The 13,091-nt window shown below is 38.2% G+C and carries 10 protein-coding genes and 2 pseudogenes; 6 read left to right on the top strand and 6 right to left on the bottom strand.

Translation table 11 applies throughout. The features are described 5' to 3' along the window. Positions 1-478: 478 nt before the first annotated feature. The 5 genes from pgmB to FOL01_RS11420 all read right to left on the bottom strand — a co-directional run bounded on the left by pgmB (position 479) and on the right by FOL01_RS11420 (position 6,702). Positions 479-1,150 carry a beta-phosphoglucomutase gene (gene pgmB / locus FOL01_RS10605; protein ID WP_075270656.1) on the bottom strand — a complete coding sequence of 224 codons (672 nt, stop codon included), beginning with the start codon at positions 1,148-1,150 and terminating at the stop codon, positions 479-481. A gap of 2 nt (positions 1,151-1,152) precedes the next feature. Further along, a complete protein-coding gene (locus FOL01_RS10600) occupies positions 1,153-2,136 on the bottom strand; it encodes an aldose epimerase family protein (protein ID WP_075270655.1) in 984 nt (327 codons plus the stop codon). Between the two features lie 56 nt (positions 2,137-2,192). Beyond that, positions 2,193-4,451, bottom strand: coding sequence for a glycoside hydrolase family 65 protein (locus FOL01_RS10595; protein WP_074428080.1), 2,259 nt, complete (start codon positions 4,449-4,451; stop codon positions 2,193-2,195). A 94-nt stretch (positions 4,452-4,545) separates the two neighbouring features. Further along, a complete protein-coding gene (locus FOL01_RS10590; RefSeq protein ID WP_075270654.1) occupies positions 4,546-5,898 on the bottom strand; it encodes an SLC45 family MFS transporter in 1,353 nt (450 codons plus the stop codon). A gap of 681 nt (positions 5,899-6,579) precedes the next feature. Then, entirely contained in the window at positions 6,580-6,702 is a 123-nt protein-coding gene (locus tag FOL01_RS11420) for a helix-turn-helix domain-containing protein (RefSeq protein ID WP_235589935.1), read from the bottom strand. 97 nt (positions 6,703-6,799) lie between these two features. Here FOL01_RS11420 and FOL01_RS10575 point away from each other — a divergent pair. The 6 genes and pseudogenes from FOL01_RS10575 (at position 6,800) to FOL01_RS10550 (ending at position 11,550) form a co-directional block, all read left to right on the top strand. After that, a pseudogene (locus FOL01_RS10575) lies at positions 6,800-7,870 on the top strand (IS3 family transposase). A gap of 593 nt (positions 7,871-8,463) precedes the next feature. After that, positions 8,464-8,601 (top strand): annotated as a pseudogene (locus FOL01_RS11565) (NAD-binding protein); the annotation flags it as partial. Then, a complete protein-coding gene (locus tag FOL01_RS10565) occupies positions 8,579-9,406 on the top strand; it encodes an FAD-dependent oxidoreductase (protein ID WP_418385074.1) in 828 nt (275 codons plus the stop codon). The pseudogene FOL01_RS11565 and the gene FOL01_RS10565, both read left to right, overlap by 23 nt. A gap of 309 nt (positions 9,407-9,715) precedes the next feature. Next, a complete protein-coding gene (locus tag FOL01_RS10560) occupies positions 9,716-10,408 on the top strand; it encodes a Crp/Fnr family transcriptional regulator (protein WP_074428101.1) in 693 nt (230 codons plus the stop codon). Between the two features lie 121 nt (positions 10,409-10,529). Then, positions 10,530-10,661, top strand: coding sequence for a transposase (locus FOL01_RS11145; RefSeq protein ID WP_156835036.1), 132 nt, complete (start codon positions 10,530-10,532; stop codon positions 10,659-10,661). A 403-nt stretch (positions 10,662-11,064) separates the two neighbouring features. Beyond that, positions 11,065-11,550: a VIT1/CCC1 transporter family protein gene (locus FOL01_RS10550; protein WP_004903726.1), complete on the top strand. Its 486-nt coding sequence runs from the start codon at positions 11,065-11,067 to the stop codon at positions 11,548-11,550. 810 nt (positions 11,551-12,360) lie between these two features. Here FOL01_RS10550 and FOL01_RS10545 read toward each other — a convergent pair. Then, positions 12,361-12,948: a site-specific integrase gene (locus tag FOL01_RS10545; protein WP_075270652.1), complete on the bottom strand. Its 588-nt coding sequence runs from the start codon at positions 12,946-12,948 to the stop codon at positions 12,361-12,363. Positions 12,949-13,091: the final 143 nt, after the last annotated feature.

Raw genomic sequence — 13,091 nt, 5'->3', positions numbered from 1 at the left:
CCAATGGCGCCAGTTGTAATAGGTACTAGGTTTGATTTTAAGTGCACTTAAAATACGCACAAGCGCGTAGCCCTGCGCTAAAAATTGATTAACGAGCGGCAATCCCACATTACGGACTATTTTTGTATACTAAGATGGCCGCTCGCTTTAAAATCTTGTGAATAACGAATTGACATAAAAATACTCCTATACTTTCATTTTACGGACTGAATAAAAATAGTCCATTTTTTAGTATAAGAGCAGTGATCATCGATTGGACAGAATTAACCCAATTAGCACGTCCTATTTTAGCACCTGTGCAGTAAAAATTTACACAGATGGATGAATTAGCTATTACGGCTCTCGTTGATCACATACAACACCGCATACCGTAACCTTTACCGATATCACACTCAAGCAGGGCAATACGGTGGCAAATGTTAATTAAAACAACAAAAGAGTGTCAGTGTTTTTATACACTGACACTCTTTTTAGTTCTCTATTGCATTTTAGCTTCAATATTTGCTAAGGTCACTTCTGAAGTAGACTCAAAATTCAAGTCCGCTCCAGACAAAACATCGGCATTACCAATGGCTAGTGATGTCTCATCTGCCCCATTGATTGAGACAATACCAGCAGCTGAATCTTCCAATCCAATAACATTTTCTGGATTTAAATGTAAGACTTCCGCAGCACGAACGAAGATTTCAGGATCAGGTTTTCCCTTTGTCAAAGTGGCGGGATCAACAATGCCAACAAAATACTTGGTTAATCCCAAATGATCTAGAATCATTGGTGCGTTTTTAGAAGCTGATGCCACCGACATTGTATAGCCGGCCGCCTTAGCTGATTGAATGAAATCTTTCATGCCAGGTAAAATATCATCTTCAGTCAATGTTGAAATGAGTTGTTGATAATTATGATTTTTCTTTTCTGCTAATGCTTCTTTATCTGCTTGAGAAAAATCATCGGCATGATCCCCAGCATCCAAAATCATTTGTAAGGAAGCCATGCGACTGATGCCCTTCAAACCTTCAGCCAATTCTGGTGTCCAAGTTGTGCCAACCTCATCAGCCGTTTGATGCCAAGCTTCACCATGAAAGCGCGCCGTGTCAGCAATAACCCCATCTAAATCAAAGGCAAAACCTTTAATATCTGAAAATTTAGCCATTTTTATTTATCCTCGCTTTTTTTAATTTGGTAAGTTACAGTATATGTTTTTGTTTCATTTGCTGGCAAAACAATATCACCAAAGCCTTCATGATTAACCGCATCAGGCAAGGTCTGCATCTCAATAGCAAGCGCTGTTTTAATGTCACTGCTATCATCAGGATTGGCAGTGAATACAACCACACCATTGCGATCTGAATCCACTGTCAAGGTCAAACTTTCATCGGGTGAAGTTAGTCCTACTCCCTCCCCTTGACGGCTGGGATCTAATACCCAAGCATCATCGTAATGCTCTTGTCCCAAGGCATGCAAATGCGCAAAATCAAATTTTGTATTTTGATTATCAATCACGTTACCGGTTGGAATCGCGTGATTATCAACTTCAAGATGTTGATGTGATGCAATTTGTAATTTATGCTGACTGATATCTTGATCCTTACCAACTAAATTAAAGTAGACATGCGTCATTGGATTGAACAATGTATTCTCGGTTGAAACGCCACTAAATATAATGTCTAAACGATCTTCATCGTCCAATCGATAGGTCACTTGGGCAGCTAATTGTCCGGCGAATTCATCATCAAAAGTACGTGTGAAATTAATTTCCGCCGCTGTACCCAAATTTCTTGCTTCACCGTGCCAATTAACCACATCAAAGCCATTGATGCCAGAGTGTAAAACATTGCCATGATCATTTGGCGTTAATGTAAAATGTGCCCCATTAATATCATAATCAGTTTTTGATAGACGACCACCAACACGACCAATTGTATTTCCAAAATGGAATGGATTATCTAAATACGCGGCTAAATCATCAAATTGGACTAACAATTCTTGTTTGACACCATCACGTTCAACGTAAAACGATTGCCAAGTTGCTCCGTACGAAATCGCAGTAATCTGTGTGTGTTTAATATTTTCTAGGGTAAACGCCGTCACGATTTTTCCGTCAGGTAATTGTCCAAAATCCTTCTCTACTACTTTCATGATATCCTTTCCCGCTATACAGCAAATGAGCGATTTCTCGCTCATCATCAGGCTTATTACTTTGTCAATTCGACATCTTTTCCTAATAGGTCAATCACTAATGGTTCACCTGAAATCAAGTCAACATGTGCACCTTGACCATCAACTGACACTTCCAAAACATGACCTCGGAATACCAAACGGAAAGCATATTTTGTCCAATTCTTTGGCAAGAATGGCCTCAAGTGGAGTTTACCATCACGCACACGCATGCCGGCAAATCCTTGCACAATCGCTAACCATGAACCTGTCATAGCGGTTATATGCAAACCATCTGACGTATCATTATTATAATTATCTAAGTCCAAACGGGCCGCACGTTCGTACATTTCAACTGCTTTATCTTCCATTTGTAAGTCAGCAGCCAAAATTGAGTGAACAGATGGCGACAATGATGACTCATGCACTGTCAATGGTTCATAGAATTCAAAGTTGTTACGCTTTTCTTCTTCAGTAAACGCATCTGGGAAATAGAACATGGCATGTAATGTATCAGATTGCTTAATATATGGCGAGCGCAAAATGCGATCCCATGACCAGTTTTGGTTAATTGGACGAATGTCTTGTGGCATATCAGCGATTGGTGTCAAATCTTTATCCAAAAATGTATCATGTTGAACAAAGATATGCTTTTTACCTATCTTGGTATCAACATTAGCCTCTGGCAAATACATCTTATCAACAATTTCTTGCCACTTTGCTAATTCTTCATCTGTCAAAGCCAACTTAGCTTTTTCGTCAGCATGAATTTCATCGTAGTGTTCAAGGGAGTATTGCAAAACCCATTTTGCCATCCAATTTGTATAGAAATTGTTATTAACATTGTTTTCATACTCGTTGGGACCCGTGACACCATGAATCATGTACTTATCGTTTCGGGCAGAATAGTGGACACGATCTGCCCAGAAGCGTGCGATATTATACAAAACTTGTGCGCCGTCACCGTCAAGCCATGAGTGATCTCCCGTGATGTTTGTATAATTATAAATCGCATAAGCAATTGTCGAATTACGGTGAATTTCTTCAAAAGTAATTTCCCACTCGTTGTGTGACTCAATACCATCAAAGGTCACCATTGGGTACAAAGCACCTTTTAAGCCTTGTTCTTTGGCATTGTGGAATGCACCATCCAACTGATCAAAACGATATTGTAGCAATGAACGGGTCACAGACGGATCAGCAACACCAAGGTAAACAGGAATAGCAAATGCTTCGGTGTCCCAATACGTGGCACCACCGTACTTCTCGCCAGTGAAACCTTTTGGTCCGATATTCAAACGTGGATCATTACCATAGTAAGTTGAGAATAACTGGAATAGGTTGAAGCGAATACCCTGCTGCGCCGCATCATCTCCTTCAATTTGAACATCAGCTTTTTCCCAACGATTAGCCCATTCTTGCGCGTGTGCTGTATAGATATCGTCGTATGTTTGTGTGGCAAGATTCGCAGTTAGTGTCTCGCCTGTTTTAATCGCTTGAGCTAGGCTATCATAATCACGCGAAGTTGTCACAATCACGCGCTTTTCAAAACTAACTGAACTTTTGGCTGGTACTTCGATGTCAAAGTTATCAGTCACTTCTTTTTCAGAGCGGTTCACACCATGCTTTTCACCGCCAACAAAGCTCTGACGGGCAACAACTGTAAATTGTGGCACACCAAACAGATTTTCAATCGTTTGCGTAGCGATAAACGATGAATTAGTCTCATTACCTGCATCCAAAACTTGCCAAAACTTTTCATCATAATTTGAATCTTCATTGACGACGTCAGCATCAATACTAGCATCAAAACGAATTTTGTGCGCTTGTCCATCAGCAGATGACAAGTCATAGTGAATATCTGCCAATTCCTTAACTGCTGCTGAAACTAAGCGCGTGATTTTAAACGTTACGCCAAACACAGTAAACGTTCGATTCAAAACACCATTTTTCATATCCAATGATACTTCAAAATCAGTCACATCATTCTTAGCTAGATCAACTTGATTGCCATCAACGTAAATGTCTGCTTTGACATAGTTTAGCGCATTGATAGCTTTTCCAAAGTAAAGCGGATAACCATTTTTCCACCAACCAACACGTGTTTTATCTGGGAACCAAACACCACCAACGTAAATTCCTTGATGTGTGTCACCGGAATAGACTTCTTCAAACATGCCACGCATGCCCATGTATTCGTTGCCCAAACTCGTCATAGATTCTTGGAGACGTTTATCTTCGGGATTTAAATCATGTGACGTAACTGTCCAAGGATCAACTTCAAAAATTCGTTTCATAAAGATTTCTACCTCTTCAATTTTTCTAATGCTTAGCTTCAGCGCTAATATCTACGACGACCGGTCGCACATATTAACGCCGAAGCGTTAGCCATTATTGTGCATCTACTGGATTACTGTGAATTTCATTGATAAATCCAACACTAACAGCACCAATTAACATTAAGATTCCGGATACTAAGATCATTGATGGGAAATGTGAACCAAGTGCTGGGAATAGTGCAAAACTAGCAACTGAGGCTACAATTTGCGGCAAGCAAATTGAACCGTTAAACAATCCTAGATAAGTCCCCATGTGATCACCGGGCAATGCGTTGGTTACCATAATGAATGGGTATGTCATCATACCTGCCCATGAAATACCGATTAAAATAAATGAGCCAATCAACAAATACTGTGAATGAATAAAGAACACTGATATGAACCCAATTGCCCCCAAAAATAGCGACAAAGCATAACCTGTTTTGTTTTTGTTTGCTGGAATCTTTGATAATACTAGCGACCACACAACGGCTGCAATAGCATAAACCGCTGACACGATACCAAACCAGTTTCCACCATTTTGGTAGCCAGCCGTTGTTGGATCAGTTGCATGGAAAATATTGTCTGCCACAGCACCAGTACCGTAGGTCCACAAATATTGGAATGCCATCCAGCAGAAGAACTGAGTCAAAGTAACCATCCAGAATGTTTTTGGTGCATGCTTTAACAAAGTTAAGAAACCACCTTCACCATCATTTGGTGTGTTCAAAGCATAGCCATGATATAACTCATAAGTGGCATCATCATATTCTTTTACGTTAAAGACCGCAATCAGTGAAAAGACAACTAAGATGATTGCACCAACATAGAATGAAATAGTTACAGATGCTGGCACTTGACCCTTAGGCGCTGTGTTAGAAACACCAATCACTGTCAGCAAGAATGGGAAAATAGTTGCCAACACAGATCCTGTATTAGATAAGAAACTTTGAATTGAGTATGCGTATGACTTTTGGTCTTCATTAACCATATCACCAACAACCATCTTGAAGGGCTGCATCGCAACGTTAGAGCTCAAATCCATGAACAAAATTGTGGTAGCCCCAAACCATAACCCAGCAGTAGTTGAAAAACCAAAACTACCTGAGTTAGGCAACAAGAACATTACGATAACTGACACAAGAGCGCCAGCCAATAAATAAGGCATACGACGACCAAAATGTTTTGTCCATGTGCGATCTGAAAAATAACCAACTAGTGGTTGAACAAACAACCCTGCCAATGGTGGTAGGATGAAGAAAAACCCTAACTTAGTGGGATCAGCACCCAAAGTCTGAAAAATACGTCCCATTTGGGAACTCTGCAATGAAAATGCCATCTGCACACCCAAAAATCCAAAACTCAGCATCCAAATGGTGCTTAGCGGCAGGTTTGGCAACCCCTGCCCTTTTTTCTTATCTACCATCATTACTTCCTCCAAAATTTTTTTGAAACATAACTGATTTGCTCTAATCATGCCCATCTATATGAACAATTCGTGATGAAACTGTTTTTTTAGAAATCAGGAACATGTTCTGAACACCAATATACGTAACCGTTTATAGCATAGAACATTTGGATAATTAATGGAAGCGCTTGCACAATGTTAACGATAACATTATGCAAATTTATTGTTTATCGAACAGCTATAGCTGCTGAAATGTTGGTATTTCCTAATTCTATCGTTTTTTGATTCAATTTAAGAAATAATTTGTGCGACAATTTTTTCAACAATTAAGACAAACGCTTGTCTTATGGGTGTTTAATTTCGGCTGAACCGCACTTAGCACAACAAGTGCAATCTAATTGCTCGCACGGATAATCGTAGTCGGCAATTAGAAATTGTGCATTAAGTTCAATACTAATCTAACGATAAAACAATATAATAAATATCACGATATCCCTGCCAGCACATATATTCAGTCGTTTATTCAATGCCTGCTCGATTATTCACGTCAATAGATTGTGTCTCTGCCGTAATATCTAAGCTAATTTTCAGTGTCTAACCTTTTTGTTGTAAATTATAGCTAATCGAATCAATAATTCGGTTCAACTGTTGTAACATCTTCTAAAAGTAGGAAACGAATGGCATAATAGCGTTGGTTGACTAATGACCGTACGACTTGATTTGGCAGATAGTCAACGGTCTTTTTTTTATTGCATGTTGTACTCGCACCATCAGTTCAGGTGATACTTGATCTGGATGATTAATTACATGGCTAAGTGTCATTTTTGAGACATGCGCCTTTTGCTCCTATCCTAGTATTTGGTACATAAATTTCTGAACAGTCATGCCATAATTAATAAAATAAGATAGGAGCATTCCAATGAAACGATATCAAGATGATTTTAAAGCCAGCATTGTGAAGATGCATCGTGAAGAGAAAAGATCTATTTGCTCGCTTTCCGAGGAATACGGTGTTTCTCCAGCCGCAATTCATAACTGGGTTAAAGGCGCTAAATCAGTTGAGCTAGAAGACGGTACTGAAGTAACGTCCAAAGAATTCAAACAACTTCAAAAGGAAAATCAGCGATTAAAGGAGGAACTTGAAATTTTAAAAGCTGCGGCGGTGTTACTGGGAAAGCATTAGGACGAATTAATTGCCTTGTCTTCATAGAAGATCAGTTATTGCGACACCGCTTATCAATTATTCTTTCGGCACTGAAATTACCGCGCAGCACCTATTACCATTGGAAAAGATATCAACCTAGTTAACACGAACGTGTTGATAATCAGCTCAAAGAAAAAATTAAATTGATTTGGGAAAATAATTATCGTGCCTATGGTTATCCACGAATAACGATGGTGCTTCGCAAGTCAGGCATCTGTGTTGGGTCAAAACGAATTTTACGATTAATGAGGGAAATGGAGATTCACTCTTTAATGAATCGGCGATTTAAAAAACCTGGCACTCATGTGGATCATTCACAACGCCCCAATTTAATCAAGCACCAGCCCAATGCAATGATATGGCGTGCTGACATTACTTATTTGGAATTACGTCCAGGAACCTGGGTTTATCTCAGTTCTATTTACGAACCAAAGGTTCATCAAGTTCTTGCTTTCAAGATTGGCCGTCAGATGGAGGCGACGTTAGTTGTAGAAACGATTAATAAGGCGCTTGAATGTCATCAAAAGCCACAATATTTTTACTCTGACATGGGTTCACAGTACACCAGCAACGAAGTTGAAACTTTACTTGAACGGCATCAGATTAGCCACTCATACTCAAAACAAGGTTATCCATTATGATAATGGGCCAATTGAAGCTTTTCACTCATTGTTGAAGAGAGAGTTTGCCTTTCAAACAACTTTTTCCAATTTTGAGGACTTAGTAATCCAAACCTCAAATTACATCAGTTGGTTTAATTCCGACAGAATTAGAACGAGTGTTTAGAAAAAGATGTGCCATTTATTGATATAGGAACATCAGGTTGGTAAGCATTTATTGATATTATAAAAAATTTGGCTGCTTTTTTGTATTCAGAATATCTCGCCAGTGATCATATAACTGATTAACCGTTACGCCCGAATAATCTATGAGATAGTCCCATTCTTCACTCTTTAGCTTGTCAATTACAGCTTGTTAAAATTTATATTCCGCCATTTAACTATTATTCTTTTCTTTTTTTGTTGTAACTATTTACCAAAACGCCACCACTTTTCTTGATTGATTTAAGTAAAGCGTGTTGGCTTGCCTTTTTTATCATGAATAAAGGTTATGCTTGTTACAAGGCCATTTAAATAATGTTATAAAAACTAATGGACAATAAATTTGTGTTAAAAGAATTGAATTATATATAATTGATTGAGGGGGATCAGAGTATGAAAATATCAGAATATTGTTGTAATAATCTTGTACAAAAAATAACATCCAAATTGGGAATTAGATTCAAAAATTATTTCTAAATAATTTTAATTACTTAATTATTTTAGATCCTGATTTGTGATTCGATCACATAATTAAATTATTGAATAGCAAGGTGAATAATGAAACATTTTAGTAATATTATTATTGGATTTGGAAAAGCGGGTAAAACACTTGCAGGAACACTTGCAAAGCACGGTGAAGAAGTATTAATTATTGAAAAAGATCCCAACATGTATGGCGGAACTTGTATCAATGTATGCACAATTCGGTAGCCATGTGACTATCATTGATAAATCATCTAAGATTTTAGGACACTTTGAGCCTGAAATTGCCGAACAAGCTAAAAATGATTTAGAGGAGGATGGTGTATCCTTTTTGTTAGAAAGCAACTTAACTGGTGTAAATGATACACTAAATGGTGTTACATTAACTATAAGCACACCCAAAGGGATTAAAAATATACAGGCCGATGGGTTATTAGTTGCTACGGGACGTAAAGCTAATGTGACCGATTTGCACCTAGAAAGAACTAGTATTAAAACAGGTAGTCACGGTGAAATTTTAGTCAATGATATACTGGAAACAGATGCTAAAGATGTCTATGCTTTAGGTGATGTTACCGGCGGGCCACAATTCACGTATATTTCGTTAGATGATTGGCGTATTATGGCTAATCATCTATATGGCGATAAGACACGAAGTCGTTTAAATCGACCAGTATTTGCGAATACTATTTTTCTAAATCCGGCTATTAGTAGTGTCGGAAAAACAGAGGCGCAGCTGAATGAGGCAGGCGTTGATTATAAAGTACTGAAGATGCCAGCAGCTAGTGTTCCTAAGACACAAGTAATTGGTAATCCAAGAGGTAACTATAAAGCATTAATAGATCCACAGACACATCAAATTTTGGGTACAACTATTTATGCTGAGGAATCATTTGAGACGATTAATATTATTAGTCTAGCGATGCAAAATCATCTTTCAGCTGAGACTTTGCGCGATCAAATATACACGCATCCAACAATGACGGAAGCATTAAATGATTTGTTTGATCAAATTTAATAAATCATTTATAACAAATTAAAACAAAAATACTCAAGGTCTTATCTAAATGCCTAACTTTTTTATGGCACTTCAGTATACCCTAGTGGTTTTTTGTTTTGGTACATGATACATTGCACCAATGGGTCACGCCGTGACATGGCAATTTATCATTGTATGATCACCTTCAGTGAGAGCATGTCATGCAGAACGCTATCCTCTGGGGCAAGCTGGTGTGAGATTAACCACATAAAATACAACGAAAAAAGATGATCTTATACTTAAAAAATGGACAATTTATAGATAACGATTAATTAGGAGGAAAACGGTATGGCAAACCATAATCATCATAGTCATGTAGATTGTATACGTTTAGTGCCGATTTTCAATCATCTCAATGATGAACAAATGCATCTAATTGCTCAATCAGCGCATGAAGTACAATACGTAAAGAATGAGCTATTATTTAGGTTTGGTGATAAAGATGACACATTATATATCATAAACAATGGACGTGTACGTATTTATAGCCTAAGTGAGTCTGGTCGTGAGCAAACTATACGCATCCTACATCCTGGTGATTTTATGGGGGAAGTTGCTATTTTACAGACTGAAAGTTATCATTCGAATTATGCTGAAGCAATATCGGAAACAAGTATTTGTAGGATTCATAAAAAGAATTTAGATCAATATTTAGATCGCTATCCAGAAATCATGCGACGAATATTATCGGATATTACAAAACGGCTACAGTTATCAGAAAAACAGACTGTGCAAGTCAGTACTGAACCTGTTGAAGCTCGAATTATTGATTTTCTATCAGAAAATGTTGAAGATGAAAAAAACCATACTTATGTGACTTTACCCATGTCAAAAAAAGATTTGGCTACTTACCTGGGGACAACTCCAGAAACAATAAGCCGTAAGTTCTCATCATTGGAAGAGAGAGGTCTAATTAAACGGCATACCCAAAAATGTGTTGAGATATTTGATTTAGATGCATTATTATTTGTATCAAGTTAAGTCGATTTATACTTAAAAATAAGGATATCGTTTTAAATGATGAACATGGCGGTACACAGTTCATCGTCACTAACCTAAGTCTTCCACAAAAAGACATCGTCCGTGTTTACCGCAAGCGCGCATGTGGATCTCAGTAATTGCATCAAACTTGATGCGGTTGATGAAGAGTATTGCGTTGGACGACCAGCAACAGTCGTGGACAATCAATACCTTTCGAGACCGTTTATTAAAAATCGGTGGACGTGTGTACTAAGCACGCCCGCAAGGTGATTTTGACGTTAGATAGCCGCATCCAAGAACAATTCGATGGTCTGTTCTGGCGAGCTTGGGAACGACTAAATGCTTTGTGGCAATAAAATAACGAAGTAGATTTTCAAAAAAATAGCAAAATCTGGCTGGATTTAGTGTTCCTATTTTTCTCAAAAAACGCTCAATCGAAAAAATACCCTGAAACTGTGCCAAGGTACTGGCAGTTTCAAGGTGTTTTATCGTATTTTACTGATTTAGCTGTGGTTAAAAATTTAGTGCATGAATAATCCGGGTTTTATTTGTTTCGTTTTTGAAACATTTTTAATCCGATGTGAAATTACCGATAATTGGTCACTTTTTTCTTATATATTGGTTTTATCACCACTGAGAGAAACTGGAGAAAATAAATGAAAAAACACGTTTCAGCCATCGTCTACGGTGGCTTAGATGGCATTATCACGACGTTCGCAGTCGTTGCTGGATCGGTCGGTGGTAACGTTTCAAACATCGTTATCATCATTTTGGGATTCTCAAACTTATTAGCCGATGGCTTTTCAATGGGGGCCGGTGCCTACCTGTCAGCAACATCGGATAACAATCAATCAAAAAGTAAAGCATTGGCAGCTGGTATCGCGACATTCATTTCGTTTAACGTCTTCGGTTTAATTCCACTAGGTGCCTACTTAATTACAAATGCGCTCATTCACGACAAAGCCATCGCCTTTCCAATCGCCTTTGTCATCGTCGGTGTCTCTTTGGCGTTGCTAGGCTGGGTGAAGGCCAACCTGTCAGAGCAGAAAGTAAGAACAGAAATTCTACGCACACTTTCTGTCGGGTACGTCGCTGCAATTGTTGCTTATGGCGTTGGTATCTTACTGAATTATTATTTGTAGACAAAAAAACACCTTGAATATTCAAGACGTTTTTCTTTTTAGATATTTAGTTATATGGTAATCAGCTATAGATTATTTAAGTCAAACAATCCTCGAAGCTTAGCTTCTTCTTCAGCTGCGTTCATTAAATCAGCAGAGTATAGCGCATCAGGGTGCTTGCCTGTTGATTCGTTAGAAATAATCCGGGTAAAATTTTAAATCATATTTTTAGAACACCTTTAATTGAGTCGACCTGTAATAGCTAACCATGTATACAAAGAAACGATATGTTATATTACGTCATCGAAAATGGTGTCTTTAGGGAGTTACTTTTAGTGGTTACCAACACGCCTGCTGACAAAAAACACTTTTTTGTAAAGAAAACCCCAAACAGGTGAGTAAATCTGTTCGGGGATATCTAGAAAGACGCTCTATGGTCGAGAAAAGTGAGATGGTGTAGAACTTAATACCCGGATTATTCATCAAGACAAACAAAAACCCGCTGAAACAGCAAGTTAATACCGTTTCAGCGGGTTTTGCGCTTTCACCCGTTAGGTGAAAACCATAGGAGCTCTTTGTTATGATATTTTGTTAGTGAAAAACAAACCAAATACTCAAAAATTGGAGCGTCTAAAATTATGACTCAAAAAGTATTACCTAGCAACACTTTAGTTGCAGTTTCAGACAATGGGGTACCAATTACCTCGGATGGTGGCAACGTGTAATGATGTTGTCTAATTGTGCCTTAGTAATCCTAGTCATTAAAAATACCTCCATAGTGGCGTCAAAATGAACAAATACGTGCTAATTTAGGGAGATTAGTTGGCGTTATTACCCAAAATCAATTTGATCTAACATTGTTTCGCGACTTGCTTGATCTAACCCCAGATAAGTAAGCGTGATAGCCTCACTCGAATGATTCAGTAAGTGCATGACTAAACCAATATTGTAGTTTGACTGTGTATAGACGCGGTAAGCGCCTGTTTTACGCATGGTGTGTGTGCCTAGATAGTTGATACCTAATAGATCACCAACACGTGACATGACCTTATAAAACTGCTTCTCAGTGATATGCCGGTCTGGATGGGCCGTTGAAGGAAATAACCAGTCCGAATTGATATTCTGTTGGACTAGCCAATCATGATATTGCAACAAGTCTTGTTGCACGGGCTTTAAATATAGTGTATTTGCTTTACCGGTCTTTTTATCATGAATAAAGGCCGTGTGTTTAACAGAGCCATCTGGATTATAGACATCGGATTTCTTTAACGTCATCACATCACTCACCCGCAGCAGGGTGGCTTTGCCAACTTGAAAGATGGTGTAGTTACGGCGACCTGCCCGAAAACTATCTAGTAAGGTGTCTTGCACCATTTTTAAGACGTTAGAGTCTTTGATTGGGAGTACGATTTGTTGCATATCTATTTAACCTCAATAATAGAATAGTCCTTGCCTATAATTGGTTCACTTTTGTCAATGAATGACCAATTATTTTTATCGTAGTGGTAGATTGTAAAATTAATCCGAACGCTGTTCGGACAAAAAAGATCAGTTTCCATCAT

Origin of the sequence: Weissella thailandensis, assembly GCF_001932615.1 — a bacterium.
Lineage (GTDB): Bacteria > Bacillota > Bacilli > Lactobacillales > Lactobacillaceae > Weissella > Weissella thailandensis.
The sequence above is the reverse complement of the archived record's forward strand: the minus strand, read 5'-3'. Positions and strand labels throughout refer to the sequence as shown.

Coding starts and splice junctions, on each gene's coding strand:
- FOL01_RS10560 (WP_074428101.1), top strand. CDS start 9,716: ATGGCAAACCATAATCATCATAGTCATGTAGATTGTATACGTTTAGTG.
- FOL01_RS10565 (WP_418385074.1), top strand. CDS start 8,579: ATGGCGGAACTTGTATCAATGTATGCACAATTCGGTAGCCATGTGACT.
- FOL01_RS11145 (WP_156835036.1), top strand. CDS start 10,530: ATGTGGATCTCAGTAATTGCATCAAACTTGATGCGGTTGATGAAGAGT.
- FOL01_RS10600 (WP_075270655.1), bottom strand. CDS start 2,136: ATGAAAGTAGTAGAGAAGGATTTTGGACAATTACCTGACGGAAAAATC.
- FOL01_RS10545 (WP_075270652.1), bottom strand. CDS start 12,948: ATGCAACAAATCGTACTCCCAATCAAAGACTCTAACGTCTTAAAAATG.
- FOL01_RS10550 (WP_004903726.1), top strand. CDS start 11,065: ATGAAAAAACACGTTTCAGCCATCGTCTACGGTGGCTTAGATGGCATT.
- FOL01_RS11420 (WP_235589935.1), bottom strand. CDS start 6,702: ATGACACTTAGCCATGTAATTAATCATCCAGATCAAGTATCACCTGAA.
- pgmB (WP_075270656.1), bottom strand. CDS start 1,150: ATGGCTAAATTTTCAGATATTAAAGGTTTTGCCTTTGATTTAGATGGG.
- FOL01_RS10590 (WP_075270654.1), bottom strand. CDS start 5,898: ATGGTAGATAAGAAAAAAGGGCAGGGGTTGCCAAACCTGCCGCTAAGC.
- FOL01_RS10595 (WP_074428080.1), bottom strand. CDS start 4,451: ATGAAACGAATTTTTGAAGTTGATCCTTGGACAGTTACGTCACATGAT.